We start from the raw sequence: 17,281 nt of genomic DNA, 5'->3' as shown, positions 1-17,281 counted from the left end.
TCTCTAAGCTGCCAAATTTCCTAGAATATTACTTCTCTGTTGAGAATTATGACACTACTCTGACATTTTGACAATATTTAATTTTCAGAATAATCGACAAATACATCATTAGGTGTAGTTCGTAAGTATTAGGTTTTCCTGTAAAAAATACCCTTTTTTGCACAAAAAAAGATTGGCCGGAGTCAACCTGGAAGTAATTGATTTCCGTTTCAGGATAATCGCTTTCCGGGTGGTGTGCGGTGAGCCACCTTGGAGCTTTGCACCTTTAGGGGTCTCACCTGTCAAACTTCTCCCGCATCGCAGAACACGGGAGGCTACGGCAGCGATTATCGCACGAAGAAAATGTGAATTTCATTTTCGAGGAGTCTCACACATTAAACTTCAATCAACTTTTCAATGAAGATTCTTTACGAAAGTGACCTAATAGCAACAATCTCCTATTAAAAAAAGAGAGAAAATAAAATGGCCCAAAGCGGTTCATGCCGCTTTGAGCCTTTAAGTCAATTGCTGGAAAGTAAAGAGGTCGTAATACGCTCCTTGTTTTTCCATTAGTTCTTTATGTTTTCCGATTTCTGAAATTTTGCCATGTTCGATTACAACGATTCGATCTGCATGCGTAATGGTTGATAATCGGTGAGCTACAATAAAAGTCGTGCGATCTTTAGCTAATTTTTCAAGCGCTTCTTGTATCAGATGCTCACTTTCAAGATCTAGTGCGGATGTTGCTTCATCTAAAATTAATATTGGCGGATTCTTCAAGAAAACCCTGGAGATCGCCACACGCTGCTTTTGACCGCCAGACAATTTCACACCGCGTTCGCCTATTTTCGTGTGATATCCATCAGGAAGATTCATGATAAATTCATGGGCATTTGCTGCCTTAGCAGCTTGAATTACTTCTTCATCTGTAGCCTCGGGATTTCCCATTAATATATTGGCACGGACAGATTCACTGAAAAGAATATTATCTTGAAGCACCATACCGATGTTGTCCCGAAGTGTTCTCATCTGATAGGAACGGATATCTGTTCCGTCGAGAAGAATGCTTCCTTCCGTCACATCATAAAAACGCGGAATCAAACTAATTAGTGAAGATTTACCTCCTCCGCTCATTCCGACAAGCGCAATCGTTTCACCTGGTTGTACAGATAAAGAAATATGATGGAGCACATCTTCTTCCTCATCATTATAAGAAAATGATACATTTTGAAATTCTATAGCTCCCTGAACATTTTGCAGTGGTTTAGCTCCTGGCGAATCCTCAATATCATATTTCTCGTCCAAAAATTCAAACATCCGGTCCATTGAGGCAACAGATTGTGTAAGTGTTGTTGAAGAATTCACAAGCCTTCTAAGCGGATTATAAAGTCTGTCCATATACGCGACAAAAGCAACGAGCGCTCCGATCGAAAGGTCTCCTTTTATCCCTTGATAAGCAGCAAATCCGATAACAAGCAAAGGCGCAACGTCTGTTACAGTGTTTACGATCGAAAAGGTTTTCGCATTCCATCTCGTATGATCCATTGCACGATCTAAAAAATTCGTATTTCGTTTATCAAATTGAGTTTGTTCATAATCTTCAAGCGCAAAACTTCGAATAACAGACATGCCTTGAACCCGTTCATGCAAATGACCTTGCACTTCTGCTAACGCTTGCGAACGGTCTTTCGTCAATTGACGGAGCCGTGCGTAAAAATATTTTACTGAAAACGCATAGACTGGAAGCATGGATAATGCCACGATTGTCAGCCAAAAATCCATCGAAAACATAATAGCAACAGCGATTACAATCGTCGCCATATCCAGCCAAACATTCATAAGTCCTGTTATGACAAAAGTTTTCGTTTGTTCCACATCATTAATCACACGTGAAATAATTTCTCCTGATTTGTTGTTCGAATAAAAACGAAGGCTCAATTTCTGGATATGATCAAACATTTTATCTCGAATGTCATACAAAATTTTGCTTCCTACCCACTGTGCGTAATATTGTCTCCAATATTCAATCGGCGGCCTTAAAACAACAAAAACAACAGATGCTCCACCCATCAGCCAAAGCAGCTTCGTCATTTTTACATCCATCGGCAACTTGGTTTGAATAATATTATCTACAACGTATTTTAAAATAAGCGGCGTGAGTAAGGGAATCCCAAACTTCGCAAGACCAATTAGGATTGTCCAGAAAATCTGCCACTTATATGGTTTTACAAATGTTAGGTAACGCTTCATGCTTTTATCCAATCTTCATCACACCATTTCATTGTCCAGCTTCAGTTCCCAGAGAATCGATGTCACATTTCTCTCCTTCTCAGGATACAAAATGCGTATCCCCGATCCGGAGATTATGTGCTTGTCGTCTCTTAAAAGGCGCCTCAGCATTTCTTATAAAAAAAAGAATAACCTGCTGATATCAACAGGTTTTCCTTTTTAACGGAATTCTAAATATCTTTCGTACCATTGTTCTACGAAGCCAGGTTCGAATGGTCCCTTTTTTTGCGTAATCATTAAAATTAAATCTTGCAGGTTTTGTTTAATAATTGAATCCAGCTGACTTGGATAACGCATCATTCTTTTATGAAGATCGTATTCATCCTCATCAAGTAAGATATAAGTACCATCTGGAAAAACCTTTATATCCAGGTCGTAATCAATGTATTTTAATGCTTCCTTGTCCCACATAAAGGGTGAGCCTAAATTACAATAATAATAAATACCGTCTTCTCTTAACATGCCAATTACGTTAAACCATTGCTTTGAATTAAAATAACAGATCGCAGGCTCTCTCGTACGCCATTGCCTGCCGTCAGATTCTGTTACTAAAATTCTGTCATTGCCACAGATCACCTGACTTGGAGTGCCTTTTAGGATAACCGTATCTTCCCAGTTTCTGTGAAGATAGCCGTTATGCTTATAGCTTTGAATATTGATTATACTTCCGGTTGCAGGAAAACTCATCTCTCTCTCCTTTCTGCCCGAGTTCCGGAAGCTAATGTGTTACCTATTAAGTTCGCAGCTCCTTTCTCCTAACTTTTTATCGGTAATTCACCAGCTCCATGTTAAAACCTCGTTCTTAATAATTTTTGTTGATCCCGTTCATTTCTTTTTTCCAAACACGCTTTTTTTCTCTACTTTATTATATCGTTTTAAGAATAGTTTGGAAATGTACTTGTCCCTGTTTTTTTAATTTTTGCGCCTTTTTTCTGATAATTCCACTCTTTATTAGTATTCCCAGCGGTTATGTATAGAAAACGTAATGAAAATAAGAAACCAAAAAATGCCCCCTAGTGATTAGGGAGCATTTCTGGATAGAGGCAACTACTGTTGGTTCTTACGTTGTTGAGACTGTTGGTTTTGTTGTTGAACTTGTTGAGCGTTAGTTTCGCTAGCAAATTCAGTTCCGTAAGATTGACCAGCTTGTTGTTGAGCGTTTTGCTGCTTTTGACGAGCAGCTTGTTGTTGTTGTTTTTGTTGTTGTTGTTTGTCCATGATTATCACCTCCACGAATAATAATTTACCCATGGAATTCAGGTTTTATAAGGTGTTTTTTTATTTAGATTTTTCCAGTATTAAAAAATTTGAAAATGGGGGATAAATGAATGATTGAACTATTTCTTAAGGAGGTGTGGAATCATGTATGTTGGTAGAGATATGACAGAACTTGCGATGATCAGCAAAAATGATTGGAAAGACGAAGAACTTGCCTTTTTTCATCATTCTTTACAGCAGATTGCTCCTTATTTAAACGAAGAAGGAACGGTGATACACAGAGAGATCATTAAAGAAATTGAGTCCAGGGGCGGATTAAACCGCGGTGAGGCCGATTATTCTCACGGAACAGAAACGAAATATGATTAATGATGAATAGGTGAACCCCCAGTGACCCAGGGGTTTTTTCATGTTTGAGAGCGCATTATTTCCGTATGGCGCGCATATTTTCCGTATGGCGCGCATATTTTCCGTATGGCGCGCATATTTTCCGTATGGCGCGCATATTTTCCGTATGGCGCGCATATTTTCCGTATGGCGCGCATAAAAACAAGCCCCTGCGCTTCGCTGGGGCTTGTTTTTACTCTTTTACTTAAAAATTACTATAGGATTGCCCGCCATCCACATTCAATGTACATCCGACAACCCAAGATGCTTTTTCAGAAGCTAAAAATACAGCCACGCTCGCTACTTCTTCTACTGTTCCAAACCGGCCTGCTGATATATGCTCATCAACGAATGCATGGATTGTATCTGGATCTTGTTCCAATCTTTTTTTCCAGTTGCCCGTTTCATGCAAAATGGAACCGGGTGCAATTCCATTTACTCTTATTCCTTTTTTGATCATTTCGTCACTAAATGATTTCGTAAACGAAATCAACGCAGCTTTACTCGCATTGTAAGTTGGCTTCCCGCCAGATTCCCGGCCAAATATGGAAGAAATATTGATAATGGAGCCGCCAGCCTCATTTCCGATCATCACTTCAGCCGCTTTTTTACTTAAATCAACTGAAGACAGGAAATTCAGATGCATCGCTTCTTCAAACAACTCCATACTCGTTTCCATCACAGCAGAACCGTTGCTGCCGCCTGCGTTATTAACTAAAATGTCAATCGTTCCAAATTTCTCGATGAAATCTTTCATAACCCGCTCCCGGTCACGTGCATCTGTTACATTACCTGGAAAGATTTCAATGCCCTCTTTTTGCGTTGCTTTCAAATCGTCTATATTTCTGCCCATTATTCCCACTTTTGCGCCTTCATCAAGGAAAGCATAAGCGATTGCTTTACCAATACCTTTTGAACCGCCAGTAACAAGAACGGCTTTTCCATTCAACTCTAGATTCATACAAATATTGCCTCCTTTACTAAGCGGATAATTTTTTGATGTGATACAGGAAATGGATAATTCTCAAGTTCAGCTACAGTTGCCCATCTCCACTCTGCCGGAAGTTTTTCAGACTCAGATGTTAGTTTCCCTTGCCATACATTAATTTCCCATTTTAGATGAGAAAAAACATGTTCAATATATCCTGTTTTTTCATCGAATATTGCTTTTGCAAAAATGTTTTCTTCTACATATTCTGCTAATGCATTCGTTTCTGCATCCTTTTTTGCTTGTATATATTCCGTATTTGGAAATTCCCACATGTTCGCGAGCAACCCTTCTGAAGACCGTTTATGAATAAGTACTCGTCCATCCGAGCCAACAATGATTCCCGCTGCCATATTAGCTTTTCTAACTTTTGTCTTTCCTAATTTAACGGGAAGCTCGTTTTGTTTCCCTGCTTCAAATCCTTTACAGAGCTCCCTCATCGGACAAAGCAGGCAAGCTGGTGATTTAGGTGTGCAAATTAATGCTCCCAATTCCATAAGACCTTGATTAAAAGAAGATGGATCTTCGTGTGAAATCAGTTCACGCACGGCACTTTCAAAAACCAGACGCGTTTTAGGCTTGCTGATATCCTCTTCAATTAACAAAATTCGGCTAAGGACTCGCATGACATTTCCGTCAACTGCTGGTTCAGGAATACCGTAAGCAATACTTAAAACTGCCCCGGCTGTGTATGGACCAACCCCTTTTAAACTCGAAATTTCACGGGGGTCTTTTGGAACTTTTCCGCCATAAGCTGCACAGACTTCTTTTACTGCGGTTTGTAAGTTTCGAACTCGGGAATAATAACCTAGACCCTCCCAAGCTTTGAGAACTTGTTCTTCATCTGCATCAGCTAGATCTTGAAGTGTCGGAAAAAGAGTTGTAAATCGTTCGAAATAAGGGATAACGGTGTCTACCCTCGTTTGCTGCAGCATAATTTCAGAAACCCAAACACGGTACGGATCTTGATTAAGACGCCAAGGCAGCGTCCTTTTGTTTTCACTGTACCAGTTGAGTAAAGACTGCTGAAATTGTTTCACATATGACTTGTTGAGGGAAAATATATTAGTAATTGGTGATTTCACTTTTAAAGAACTTCCTTTGCATTCATTTTTTCAAATGCCCAACAATGTATTTTTTCGAAGCCGCCTGTAATAAAGGGCTGGATCATTGAATAAACAGGATGATCGGGCGATGTACGTTTCGATTTCATGGACTCATAAGCTGCCATATCCAGTAATTGAAAGCATTCAACATAAAGTGTTTGCTGGTCTGCTGCTTTATACCATTGAATATCTGCAGCACCAGACTTCTTTAGTTCATGAATCACGGAAGACATCGCACGTTCATACGATTGATAAGTATCAGGATTCACTTTATATTCCATAAAAACAGTTATCATTTTAGCACTCCATTCCTTAAGGAGGTGGTGGCCATGGATACAGGCACACATATTGTGATGGGATTGGGTTTAGGCGGTTTAGCCATGCTGGACCCTGCTATAGCTCATGATCCTGCCACATCCCAAGCTATACTAGCCGGGACACTTATCGGTTCCCAGGCTCCTGACTTTGACACGATTTTAAAATTAAAAAACAATGCGGTCTACATCCGTCACCATAGAGGCATTACACATTCATTGCCTGCACTCGTTATTTGGCCGCTTTTATTATTTGGCATCATCTCACTGTTTGTTCCTGATGCAGATAATGGAAAGCTTTTGTTATGGACAGCCATAGCTGTATTTTTGCATGTATTTGTAGATATTTTCAACGCATACGGAACACAAGCTTTATATCCTGTTTCGAAAAAATGGATCGCATTAGGTGTAATCAGCATTTTTGATCCGTTTATCTTTTTCCTGCATGTAGCAGGATTACTGCTTTGGTATGCGGGCGTTAACCCTGGTTATACCTTTCTCGTCGTTTATACCATACTCGTGTTTTATTACATTTGGCGAATTGCGGCTCGTGTTCATGTAAACAAAATCGTTAAGCGGAAAATTCCTGAAGCAGTTGAAATCTATGCCAGCCCTACTATCCGCTGGGGGCAATATCATCTCGCCATTAAATCAAAAAGCGAATTCTTTGTGGCTGGTTTAAAAAATGGAAAAGTAACGGTCTGGGATACTTTTGATCACGTTCCAGTTCCAAAAACAAAAATAATTGAAGCCGCAAAAAAAGATCGAAACATTTCGGCATTCCTTTCCTTCTCACCGGTTAATAGATGGGAAGTTGAAAAAAATGATCACGGACATATCGTTCAATTTATCGATTTAAGGTATAGAAGTAAGGGGCATTATCCTTTTGTGGCCATGGTCCAATTAGATGAAAACTTGAATATCATCACCTCATACACTGGATGGGTATATTCAGAGGACCGGTTAAAAAAGAAAATGGACTTCTCCCCATTAGATTTAATCAACAATAATGAATAAGGAAAGAGACGGGCTTAATGAATAGGCCCGTCTTTTTTGATGAATCGCTGAAATTTAGGGTTATTTGAAAAATACTCATGAAGCTTATGACCATATGAATTGATCAGCTGTGTGACCATTTTTTCTGTAACATCCTGCCCTTCATAATCTCTGCCAGCTTTTGCACGAGTGGATTCAAAATCTTCCCATAAACCTTCCACCCATTCCCTTGCTTCCGCATAACTCAAGCTTGGGTTCTTTTCTTGCAGTTGTTTAGCTAATCTGTCGAATCTCTCTTCCATTATTCTCCCTCCATAACCATTTTTTAAGGATTTTACCGTCACATAAAGGTTTCTATCACGTTCCATACTAGTTGAGAACCGATTTAAAGGAGGGAAAAACAATGCGAAATAAATCGAAAAACTTCCCAAATCGGATCTCCTTCTCAGGTGAGCCGAGATCAAAAGAAGAATTCTCTTCTAAACGGCCAGATGGGACAACACGCGATCATCCGCAGGAGCGCATGTTCTTGTCCAATCAACACCGAGACGATCAGTAACTCTTGCGGTTATGAATTTCACTCTGGGGGGTGAATCAGATGAACAAGAAAGACTACTTCTCATCAACCCGATTTAACGGTAAGTATTCTGACCCCTTTCACTCACCGCGTGCTAACTCGAAACATGCGTATAACCAAGTGAACGGGGAAACCCAGCAAGCATTAAATAACTATGTGCTTGAAATTCAAACACGTAAGCGTTCATAGTGATGAATAAAGAAGCGTGTAAAGCGCTTCTTTATTTATTGTAAGCTTTGTTTTTTGAAAGAGGTTAATCTCCGCTCTTTGCGGCTCGCTTTCCGCAGGGTGTGCGGTGAGCCCGATCATTGCCTAGCAACATTGATTGGTCTCACCTGTCACACTAATCCTGCAGGAGTCTCACCACAGCGCTCCAATTAACTTTTCAAAGAAGAAGTTCCCAAACATCTCAATAAGTAGAACCTTATTTATGGTTGTTCAAGCACCGAAATCGGAAGCGCCTCTAATGTACTTTGTTTATTTTTATAGCCCCAGGCAAAAATACCGTTTAAGTACAATACCGAAAATGTTGACTCGGGATCACCTTGAATGCCATATTCTTTTCCGCTCTCTATAGAAGCTGGGTCAATCAAGTAACTTTTACCCATCGCGATTTTACGTTCATATACAGCGTACTCGCTTACCATACCCATCTGCTCGGCCTTTTGTGCCTTCGCACGTAAGGATGCGATTTCAGCTTTAATCTCAATTTCAGTCATTTCACTGAACCTTTTTTCCATTTGAATTCTTCCCTTCTTTTCTGTACGCTGAAACTTGATTTTGTTAAATACATAGGAGTGATCATATTGAATAAAACAGTAATTATAACAGGCGGCGGTTCAGGTCTTGGGTACGCCCTAGCCAGGCAATACTGCAAAGACTATACTATTTGTCTCATTGGCCGTACTGAATCAAAATTGCAGCGCGCCGTTGAAACTCTTTCAGAAACAAAAAATCGCATAACTTATAAAGTTTGTGATGCTACAGATCCGCAGCAGACAGAAACTGTACTGCGCGAAATATTTCATGAAGAACAAGTCCATATGCTAATCAATAACGCTGGAATGGGTGTATTTGAATCCTTGGAAACACTCACCTCATCTGATATTGAACGAATGGTTGAAACGAACGTATATGGCACTATCTTTCCGACGAAAGCAGCATTCCCTCTTTTTAAAAACCAAGGCTTCGGCAAAGTGATGAACATCATTTCAACCGCAGGATTACGCGGAAAAGTGAACGAGTCGGTCTACTGCGCAACTAAGTTTGCTGTTCGAGGTTTTACAGAAAGTCTTATGAAAGAATGGGAAGGAACAAACATCTTTCCAACAGCTGTATACATGGGTGGAATGGATACACCATTTTGGGATAAAACGGATCATATTAAGGACCGTTCACGCTTAAAATCCCCTGCTATGGTAGCTGAATTGATTTACAGCGAAGATGATAACAGATCAGAAATTTTTATTGACCGTTAAAAAAGTCGCTGTTTAACACCTCAGAAATAACTTCAGAATTAAAGCCCTTGCCGAATAAATATCGTTTCATGCGAGCCTCATACTCATACCCGCTGTATTTTTTATACTTTTGGTGTGCTTTATTTGCATGATATTGCAGGGCTTCTTTTTCTTCCTCTGCACTTTGGCTGATCTCAGCTTTTTGAAATGCCATTTCAATGACTTCCCAACTGAATCCTTTTTGCTGCAGCTGCTGGGCTATTTTTTGTTTTTGCTCTTTTTCAGATCGCTTTGCTCTTCCGGAAAATTGCTTTTGTATAAATTTAATACTCGCTTCCAGCTGCTGATCATATGAAAACTGATCAAGTGCACCTTGTGCATCATTTTCTCCGATGCCTTTTTTCTTAAGTTCCTGACGGATCGCACCAGGACCTTTAAAAGATGTATTCATCCGGGTCTTCACAAATGAATCTGCATAGCTTTTATCGTTTGCAAAATTGTATTCCGAAAGTTTTTCAATGACTCTTTTTATGGTTTGTTCAGCGACTTCCTTTTTTTCTAAATATGCTTCAATCTCATGCACAGTCCTCATTCGGAATGACAGATAATGAAGCGCTTTGTTAAAGGCTTTGCGATACTCATCTTCTGACAGGATCTCATCCCATTCTTCTTCATTAATCTCCATGCCTTTTTGAAGCTGGAACCTAATAAGAACATCAGCATCTACACTAAAGGCAAATTCTTCTTTAGCACCTTTTTGAATAAAAACGTTAAATCGTTCGTCGTTCTTTTGTTGAGCAGAAATCCTTGTAATAACAGCCATCTACCCACCTCTTTTCACACAATAGTGTACCATAACTGCTTGTTTAAGATAAAAAGAAGGATTTATATTTTTGGGTGTTGTGAAAGTAGTTGTTTATAAACAGTCCTAAAACAAAAAAACCGGCCCGAATTTCCGAGCCAGCTTCCTTGATAAAAGTGCAACCTGCACTTATAGCTGTTTAACAGCAGCGTTTTGCATTCGGACCATATTTGTTTTCAAGCAATTCTTCAAAAAATTCCTTCTCGGTCGGAGGAATCTGACCGGGATGCTTTTCTTGAACGTGTCTTACATATGCTTGGTAATCAGGGAGGTTCGATATCCCTTTACTGATGTATGAGATGATCTGCAAGACATGTCTTATTTTTCCCCATACGGTTTGCACATTCATTAAACTTCACCTAACTTAGTTTGAATAAACGGCTCCTCAGTTGTTTCTAACGGTTTTTCACTCTTTAATGCTTTATACCAGATTCTCATAGCATCAATGAGTACGCCTATGATAATCAGCATAAAAATGGCTGTTAAATAAGCATTCAGCGTATTGTTAAAAACAAGGCGGTGAGCGGCTTCTATCGTCGGAACGGTAGGTGGAAGCTTACCGCTTGCAGCTGCTTCTTTCATCACCTCAGCTTGCTTTAAGAAACCGATCTTCGGTATGTCAGAGAATATTTTTTGCCAAGCTGCATAGAACGTTACAATCATCAGCCACGCTAACGGCACGAGTGTAACCCAAACATATTTTTTCTTGCCCATTTTTAAGATAACAGTCGTTGCGACAATCAATGCGATTGCAGCCAGCATCTGGTTCACGATCCCGAACAGCGGCCAGAGGGTATTAATGCCTCCAAGTGGATCCGTTACTCCAACGACCAAGAAATAACCCCATCCTGCAACAACGAGCGCACTTACAAAGTAAACGGCAGGCATAGAATCTGTTTTTCTTAATGGTTTAAATACTTGTCCCAGCAAATCTTGCAGCATGAATCGGCCAACCCTCGTACCTGCATCAATGGTAGTCAATATGAACACCGCTTCAAAAAGTATCGCAAAATGGTACCAGAACCCCATCAGCTTAGGGCCGCCGATAATCTGGGAGAAAATTTGCGAGATCCCTACAGCGAGTGACGGAGCACCTCCTGTTCGGGATAAAATGGATTCTTCATTCACATTTTTAGCGAGTTCATTAATATCATCTGCAGAAATGGTGAATCCCCAAGATGAAATTGTCGTAGCTGCAGCAGTAACATCTGCTCCAATCGCTGCCCCAGGCGAATTAATCGCAAAATACAATCCTGGTGTTAATAATGTAGCCGCGACCATCGCCATAACAGCAACAAATGATTCTGTCAGCATTCCGCCATACCCGACCATAGGTGCATGCCTTTCATTTGCGATCAGTTTTGGAGATGTACCTGAAGAAATCAGCGCATGGAAACCTGAAACAGCGCCACATGCAATAGTTATAAACAAGAAAGGAAACAGATTACCTGCAAAAACAGGTCCTGATCCATCAACAAATTTAGTGAGAGCAGGCATCTGAATCTCTGGCATTACAATCAGGATTCCTATTGCCATCATTCCGATTACCCCTACTTTTAAGAAGGTACTCAAATAATCCCTCGGTGCCAGCAGCATCCATACCGGAAGTACCGAAGCAAGGAATCCATAAATGATAAGCATCCAAGCTAAAGTTTCTCCATCAAATGTGAAAAGCGGAGCAAGTGTTGCAGAGTCAGCAACCCATTGGCCGCTTATTAAAGCAAACACTAATAAAACAAAACCAATAATTGAAGCTTCCCCTACTTTTCCCGGTCTTATATAACGCATGTAGAAGCCCATGAATAGTGCAATGGGTATCGTCATAGCGATTGTATATGTTCCCCAAGGGCTTGATTTAAGTGCATTTACAACAACTAGTGCGAGTACTGCTATTAAAATAACCATAATGGCAAAAACACCAATAAGAGCTAATATACCGCCAACCGGCCCGATTTCTTCTTTTGCAATCTGACCGATTGATTTACCTTTACGGCGCATGGAAATAATTAAAATAACAAAATCCTGTACGGCTCCGGCTAAAACCGCACCGACGATAATCCAGATCGTTCCCGGCAAAAAGCCCATCTGAGCGGCTAGAGTCGGTCCAACAAGAGGTCCTGCCCCAGCTATTGCAGCAAAATGATGCCCATAAAGAACCCATTTATTTGTCGGCACATAATCTTTACCGTCATTGTACCTTTCAGCTGGTGTTGCATTATTTTTATTCAGGCTGAAGATTTTATTAGCAATAAAACGTGCATAAAAACGGTAAGCTATAGCATACGTACACAGAGAAGCTACTACAAACCAAATCGCATTGATTTTTTCATCCCTTTGAAACGCGATGATCGAAAGTGCTAAGCCGCCTGCAAGTCCAATCGCAATCCATAAGAGCGCTTTCAAAAAAGGGTTTTTCTTTTTTGCTGGCACATTTCTTTGAAGCTCCATAAACTTCCTCCTTAAATAAAATGGTATGATTATATGTACAAGTTGGATTATATCAAATTTTCTAAATATTTGGATAAAATTATTTTTAGTGAGGTGAGCTGCTTTTGAGAAGAATCTTAATCTCAGGAGGAAGCGGATTTGTCGGAAATGCGATTACTCAACTCTTTACAGCTTCTAATGATGAAGTATTCATTTTGACAAGAGGAGAAAAAAAATCTAATCATCCGAAAATAAAATATGTGCAGTGGATGAACGGAAATAACGCCGCTGAACAAGAACTGCCTCAAATAGATGCAGTTATCAATCTTGCTGGGGAGACCATTAATGGAAGATGGACCAGCGAGAAAAAACAAGCCATCTTAAACAGCCGGTTAAAAGCAACAGAAGAGCTGCTGAGTATTGTAAAAAAGATGGACACACCCCCTCGGGTCTGGATTAACGCTTCAGCAATCGGCTATTATGGAACATCACAATCAAAAGTTTTTACAGAAGCTGAAGAAACCCATGGGACGGATTTCCTTGCAGAAGTCGTCAAGGCATGGGAAACAAAAGCAAAGGAAGCTTCATCAATAGGCTGCCGAACTGTCATAACCCGATTCGGGCTTATTCTTGGAAAAGATGGCGGAGTTCTCCCGCAATTAACCCTTCCCTATCGATTTTTTGCTGGAGGAACGGTCGGATCAGGAAATCAGTGGGTTTCTTGGATCCATATCGATGATGTTGCAAGGCTTATGAAAGAAACATTTGATAATGAGGGTTATAGTGGTCCGGTAAATGCTGCATCACCTAACCCGGTTACGATGAAAGAATTTGGAGAAATTATTGGCGGCGTTTTAAAGCGCCCCCATTGGCTCCCTGCTCCATCCTTTATGTTTAAGCTCGTATTTGGTGAGATGAGTATGCTGATTTTAAAAGGGCAGCAAGTGTTGCCTGAGAAAGCGATGGACAATGGTTTTACTTTTAAATATCCTAATTTAAAAAGAGCTTTACAAGACTTGTTACAATAAAAGAAAAAAATATTTCTTCAGGTGGATCTCATATGAAAAAATTAATTCAAAAAGCAAAAGTATACCCCATTACAAGCGGCATTTTAGAGCAAGGGGATGTGCTCATTGAAAACGGAAAAATTTCTGCAGTTGAACGCTCAATTGAACCAACATCCGAGATGGAGATAATATCCGCAGAGGGTCATCATCTTCTTCCTGGATTTATTGATGTCCATACCCACTTAGGTCTTTATGATGAAGGTACGGGCTGGGCAGGAAATGATGCGAACGAGACTCATGAAGTCTTGACGCCTCATATCCGTGCAATCGACGGCTGCCATCCATTAGATATTGCCTTTAAAGATGCAGTAAGATACGGAATTACAACAGTTCATATTATGCCTGGCAGTGCGAATGTAATCGGCGGAACAACGTCTGTTATCAAAACTCATGGTCAGGATATCCGAAAGATGATCATTAAAGAAACAGCCGGACTTAAAATCGCATTAGGTGAAAATCCTAAACGGATCCACAGCGGCCAGAATAACGATTCGATTACGCGTATGGGAATCATGGGAATGCTGCGGGAGGCCTTTTATGCCGCAAAAGATTCCGCTTATCAGGATAATTTAAGGGTCGCTCCGATCGCAGCAGCTCTTAATCGTGAAATTCCTGTTCGTATCCACGCTCATCGTGCAGATGATATCCTTTCAGCAATCCGTTTTGCTGAGGAATTTAATTTGGATTACCGCATTGAACATTGTACCGAAGGGCATCTTGTAATCGACTCTTTAAAGAATTTAAATTTACAAGTAAGTGTTGGACCAACTCTTACACGAAAATCCAAAATCGAATTAAAGAACAAAACTTGGGACACATATCGTATACTATCTGAAAATAATGTCGAAGTTTCGATTACGACAGATCATCCTTATATTCCCATTCAGTATTTGAATGTTTGTGCAGCCCTTGCAGTCCGTGATGGATTAAGCGAAAAGAAAGCGCTTGAGGGGATCACGATCGCACCTGCAAAAAACCTGGGAATAGCGAATCGTGTCGGAAGCATCGAACCTGGAAAAGATGCTGATTTATGCCTCTGGACAGAGCATCCGTTCCACTATTCAGCAAACCCGATTATGACCATAATCGACGGAGAAATAATTTACAAAAAATCAACAAAATAACTATTTTCTTTTTTAGAAAAATGAATTATGATACAAATAGAGCCACACGCGGATTTATGAAAAATCCGGTTTATTTAATCGGTGCTCTACACTATTTTAAAACTATATTTATAAAATTAAATATTGAGCAAGGGAAGGCAATTGGTGCGCCACCAGCTATGACTGGTCCTAGTGGGTTCGATTCCCACCCCGAATTAATTTTTATTCTTAATTCGAGGGTGGGGGATAATTCTGCCCTCTAGGAGGGGTTAAATTGTTGAAAAAGCGTGATTTAACGGAGAGTCATGTTCTTTACAATTTAATGGTGCACCCAGAAGTCTTCCCTTTTGTACGCCAAAAAGCTGCTTCTTTTGAGGAATTCATGTTCCTAACGAAGCAAACGCTAGAGGAAGAAGAACAAGGAAAGATTATCTCCAGAACGATATTGGATGAGTGGCAAAATCCAATCGGCACCATTAATTTATTCGATGTTCAAGATGGCTACGGGTTTCTTGGTACATGGATCGGCCAGCCCTATTTTGGAAAAGGCTATAACAATCTAGCAAAAGAAGCTTTCTTTTCAGAATTGTTTTATGAAAAAGAGATCCACACCATATTTATGAGAATCCGCAAGCAAAATATTCGTTCTCAAAAAGCTGCAGAAAAAATACCTTACGTGACACTTGCAAATGAAACACGTAAAGATGTATATGACCAGCTCAACCAGGGACAGGAAATTTACAATCTTTATCAAATCGAAAAAGATAATTATTTAATGCATCAGCTTCGTACACAGCCGCTTGAAGTTGCAGAAGAGCATTTAAAGGAAGCATAATACAGGTAATATCTAATGTTGCCTGCACATACTAACACCACCTTCGCTTTTTTGAAGGTGGTGTTTTTTAATAAGGCTGTTCCGCATACTTTGTTGCTCTTGAAAGTGGTTGATTCCGCTCCAGGATGCTCGCTTTCCGGGGGGTGTGCGGTGAGCCTCCTAAGCGCTTTGCACTTACAGGAGTCTCACCTGTCTAGCTACAACGGTTAGCCCCTCGAGGTCAAAAGTTAAATGGTCCTGAAGGCAAAAAGCGCCTTCTTACCCCATTTCCCTTTTGCTTGTCGGGGCTGTATAAACCGTTTCCGCTTTTCGTTTGTCCCACTGATCCCGCAGGAGTCTCGTATCTTGCACTTCGATCAACTTGTCAATGGCGAAAAAGACAATACGGTCAAGACCAACAATCTTTTTAGAAAAATTCATAAATAAATAAGGAGGAATTCACAATGCAAAACAACAAACAAACAGCAAAAAACCGCAACAGTGACCTAACTAAAACACAAGAAGTCACTTATGCACAGGAGCTAAAATCTTCTGCAGCTTCTACAAACAATCCTGGTATGGACGGATCTGAACAAGAACAAACGAATGAAGATAATTCATAAATAGGATAAAAATTCCTCTTATATCTCTAGACAAACTGCACATCCTATTATTGAGGACGAGTTCCTCACTGCTTTTGATTTACGTTTCAAACATTTAGTATCTTTAAGGAGGTATTTTTGTGGAAAAACGTAACCGAAAGAACCCATCTCGCACAAATGCTGCAGCTTCTAATGCTAACGGACTTGACGTCGAGTACTCAAGTGAACTGGCAGATCAAAACGATCTTGAAGCTAAAGCTCGTGCACAAGCAGCTGACCGACGCCAAAAAGGCAGTCGCTAAGCAAAAAGACCTGCTATTTCAGCAGGTCTTTTTTGTAATATAGAGATACAAATACCTATTTATCCTGTGGATAAAGTTATACACAACCATGTGGATAATGTGCATAACGATATCGTCCAAAATATAAACTTTTATTAAACCTGTGCAAAAGTATGATGTTATGCACAATTTTTGTGGAAAACACTGTGGATATTGTGTATATTTCTGAATTTTTAAAGATATAAAATTATTATCTTAAATTAACCTCTTAATAACTTTTGCCGGATTACCGCCAACGACTGTATTACTATCCACATCTTTAGTCACGACTGCACCTGATGCTATCACTGCATTATCCCCGATTTTGACACCGGGATTAATAATGGATCCGCCGCCGAGCCATACATTATCACCAATTTCAACTGGTTTTCCAAATTCAACACCTGAATTTCGTTCAACAGGATCTAATGGATGAGTCGCTGTATATATGTGAACACCCGGGGCTATCATGCAATTATCCCCTATTCGGACTTTACACACATCTAGAATGATACAATCAAAATTCGCGTAAAAGTTTTCTCCCACATGAATGTTATATCCATAATCACAGCGAAAATTGGGCTCTATCCCAATATTTTTTCCTGTTGAACCGAAGAGCTCCTTTAACAATTCAGTTCGTTTTTTCAGCTCTTCTTCCGTTGAATTATTGAATAGTCTCGTTAGTCTTCTAGCATTTTTCCGGTCCTTTATAAGCTGGAGATCATCAGGGCGATAAAGCTCTCCATCAATCATCTTTTGTTTTTCTGTTTTCATG

The 17,281-nt window shown here is 40.0% G+C and carries 22 protein-coding genes; 10 read left to right on the top strand and 12 right to left on the bottom strand.

Annotated elements, in window-relative coordinates:
* Positions 1-495: 495 nt before the first annotated feature.
* From J2X07_RS17890 to J2X07_RS17880, 3 genes are all read right to left on the bottom strand, one after another.
* On the bottom strand, positions 496-2,229 hold the full coding sequence (locus J2X07_RS17890; RefSeq protein ID WP_396194595.1) for an ABC transporter ATP-binding protein: 1,734 nt from the start codon (positions 2,227-2,229) through the stop codon (positions 496-498).
* 198 nt (positions 2,230-2,427) lie between these two features.
* The gene (ntdP, locus tag J2X07_RS17885; protein ID WP_310261932.1) at positions 2,428-2,955 is read right to left on the bottom strand and encodes a nucleoside tri-diphosphate phosphatase; all 528 of its coding nucleotides are present in this window, start codon (positions 2,953-2,955) and stop codon (positions 2,428-2,430) included.
* A gap of 360 nt (positions 2,956-3,315) precedes the next feature.
* Entirely contained in the window at positions 3,316-3,486 is a 171-nt protein-coding gene (locus J2X07_RS17880) for a gamma-type small acid-soluble spore protein (RefSeq protein WP_310261930.1), read from the bottom strand.
* Positions 3,487-3,630: 144 nt separating this feature from the next.
* Here J2X07_RS17880 and J2X07_RS17875 point away from each other — a divergent pair, with 144 nt between their 5' ends.
* A complete protein-coding gene (locus J2X07_RS17875; RefSeq protein WP_310261926.1) occupies positions 3,631-3,855 on the top strand; it encodes a hypothetical protein in 225 nt (74 codons plus the stop codon).
* Between the two features lie 223 nt (positions 3,856-4,078).
* On the opposite strand, the gene J2X07_RS17870 is transcribed toward J2X07_RS17875, so the two are convergent.
* The 3 genes from J2X07_RS17870 to J2X07_RS17860 are packed head-to-tail and all read right to left on the bottom strand — an operon-like array spanning position 4,079 to position 6,263.
* Complete coding sequence (locus tag J2X07_RS17870) at positions 4,079-4,834, bottom strand: SDR family NAD(P)-dependent oxidoreductase (protein WP_310261923.1); 756 nt, start codon at positions 4,832-4,834, stop codon at positions 4,079-4,081.
* Positions 4,831-5,946, bottom strand: a complete 1,116-nt coding sequence (gene mutY, locus J2X07_RS17865) for an A/G-specific adenine glycosylase (RefSeq protein ID WP_310261919.1) — start codon at positions 5,944-5,946, stop codon at positions 4,831-4,833. The genes J2X07_RS17870 and mutY overlap by 4 nt, the downstream gene beginning before the upstream one ends.
* 2 nt (positions 5,947-5,948) lie before the next feature.
* A complete protein-coding gene (locus tag J2X07_RS17860; RefSeq protein WP_310261915.1) occupies positions 5,949-6,263 on the bottom strand; it encodes a hypothetical protein in 315 nt (104 codons plus the stop codon).
* A 33-nt stretch (positions 6,264-6,296) separates the two neighbouring features.
* Here J2X07_RS17860 and J2X07_RS17855 point away from each other — a divergent pair, with 33 nt between their 5' ends.
* Complete coding sequence (locus tag J2X07_RS17855) at positions 6,297-7,298, top strand: metal-dependent hydrolase (protein WP_310261912.1); 1,002 nt, start codon at positions 6,297-6,299, stop codon at positions 7,296-7,298.
* Positions 7,299-7,312: 14 nt separating this feature from the next.
* Here J2X07_RS17855 and J2X07_RS17850 read toward each other — a convergent pair whose 3' ends face one another.
* Entirely contained in the window at positions 7,313-7,579 is a 267-nt protein-coding gene (locus tag J2X07_RS17850; RefSeq protein ID WP_310261909.1) for a YfhJ family protein, read from the bottom strand.
* A 101-nt stretch (positions 7,580-7,680) separates the two neighbouring features.
* Between J2X07_RS17850 and sspK the strand changes: the two genes are divergently transcribed.
* Together sspK and J2X07_RS17840 are read left to right on the top strand one after the other, a co-directional pair.
* Positions 7,681-7,836 carry a small, acid-soluble spore protein K gene (sspK, locus tag J2X07_RS17845; protein WP_310261906.1) on the top strand — a complete coding sequence of 52 codons (156 nt, stop codon included), beginning with the start codon at positions 7,681-7,683 and terminating at the stop codon, positions 7,834-7,836.
* Positions 7,837-7,875: 39 nt separating this feature from the next.
* On the top strand, positions 7,876-8,043 hold the full coding sequence (locus J2X07_RS17840; RefSeq protein ID WP_077364736.1) for a YpzG family protein: 168 nt from the start codon (positions 7,876-7,878) through the stop codon (positions 8,041-8,043).
* Positions 8,044-8,282: 239 nt separating this feature from the next.
* Here J2X07_RS17840 and J2X07_RS17835 read toward each other — a convergent pair whose 3' ends face one another.
* Positions 8,283-8,594: a YfhH family protein gene (locus J2X07_RS17835; RefSeq protein WP_310261901.1), complete on the bottom strand. Its 312-nt coding sequence runs from the start codon at positions 8,592-8,594 to the stop codon at positions 8,283-8,285.
* 66 nt (positions 8,595-8,660) lie between these two features.
* Between J2X07_RS17835 and J2X07_RS17830 the strand changes: the two genes are divergently transcribed.
* Complete coding sequence (locus J2X07_RS17830; protein WP_310261897.1) at positions 8,661-9,332, top strand: SDR family NAD(P)-dependent oxidoreductase; 672 nt, start codon at positions 8,661-8,663, stop codon at positions 9,330-9,332.
* Here the strand turns inward: J2X07_RS17830 and recX are convergent.
* The 3 genes from recX to J2X07_RS17815 all read right to left on the bottom strand — a co-directional run bounded on the left by recX (position 9,319) and on the right by J2X07_RS17815 (position 12,621).
* Positions 9,319-10,134: a recombination regulator RecX gene (recX, locus tag J2X07_RS17825; RefSeq protein ID WP_310261894.1), complete on the bottom strand. Its 816-nt coding sequence runs from the start codon at positions 10,132-10,134 to the stop codon at positions 9,319-9,321. The genes J2X07_RS17830 and recX overlap by 14 nt on opposite strands.
* A gap of 178 nt (positions 10,135-10,312) precedes the next feature.
* A complete protein-coding gene (locus J2X07_RS17820; RefSeq protein WP_310261891.1) occupies positions 10,313-10,522 on the bottom strand; it encodes a CstA-like transporter-associated (seleno)protein in 210 nt (69 codons plus the stop codon).
* Entirely contained in the window at positions 10,522-12,621 is a 2,100-nt protein-coding gene (locus tag J2X07_RS17815; protein ID WP_310261888.1) for a carbon starvation CstA family protein, read from the bottom strand. The genes J2X07_RS17820 and J2X07_RS17815 overlap by 1 nt, the downstream gene beginning before the upstream one ends.
* Before the next feature lie 98 nt (positions 12,622-12,719).
* Between J2X07_RS17815 and J2X07_RS17810 the strand changes: the two genes are divergently transcribed.
* The 5 genes from J2X07_RS17810 (at position 12,720) to J2X07_RS17790 (ending at position 16,488) form a co-directional block, all read left to right on the top strand.
* Positions 12,720-13,628: a TIGR01777 family oxidoreductase gene (locus J2X07_RS17810; protein WP_310262004.1), complete on the top strand. Its 909-nt coding sequence runs from the start codon at positions 12,720-12,722 to the stop codon at positions 13,626-13,628.
* Positions 13,629-13,660: 32 nt separating this feature from the next.
* A complete protein-coding gene (locus J2X07_RS17805) occupies positions 13,661-14,791 on the top strand; it encodes an amidohydrolase (protein ID WP_310261886.1) in 1,131 nt (376 codons plus the stop codon).
* 253 nt (positions 14,792-15,044) lie between these two features.
* Complete coding sequence (locus tag J2X07_RS17800) at positions 15,045-15,605, top strand: GNAT family N-acetyltransferase (protein ID WP_310261883.1); 561 nt, start codon at positions 15,045-15,047, stop codon at positions 15,603-15,605.
* Between the two features lie 443 nt (positions 15,606-16,048).
* The gene (locus J2X07_RS17795; RefSeq protein WP_310261880.1) at positions 16,049-16,207 is read left to right on the top strand and encodes a hypothetical protein; all 159 of its coding nucleotides are present in this window, start codon (positions 16,049-16,051) and stop codon (positions 16,205-16,207) included.
* 119 nt (positions 16,208-16,326) lie between these two features.
* Positions 16,327-16,488 (top strand): YfhD family protein, encoded by a 162-nt coding sequence (locus J2X07_RS17790; protein WP_310261878.1) that lies wholly within the window; start codon positions 16,327-16,329, stop codon positions 16,486-16,488.
* A 234-nt stretch (positions 16,489-16,722) separates the two neighbouring features.
* Here J2X07_RS17790 and J2X07_RS17785 read toward each other — a convergent pair whose 3' ends face one another.
* Positions 16,723-17,280 carry a maltose acetyltransferase domain-containing protein gene (locus J2X07_RS17785; RefSeq protein ID WP_310261873.1) on the bottom strand — a complete coding sequence of 186 codons (558 nt, stop codon included), beginning with the start codon at positions 17,278-17,280 and terminating at the stop codon, positions 16,723-16,725.
* Between the last annotated feature and the right edge of the window lies 1 nt (position 17,281).

The sequence above is a fragment of the Fictibacillus barbaricus genome (genome assembly GCF_031457135.1).
Classification (GTDB): domain Bacteria; phylum Bacillota; class Bacilli; order Bacillales; family Fictibacillaceae; genus Fictibacillus; species Fictibacillus barbaricus_A.
This window is presented reverse-complemented; position numbering and strand designations above follow the sequence as displayed.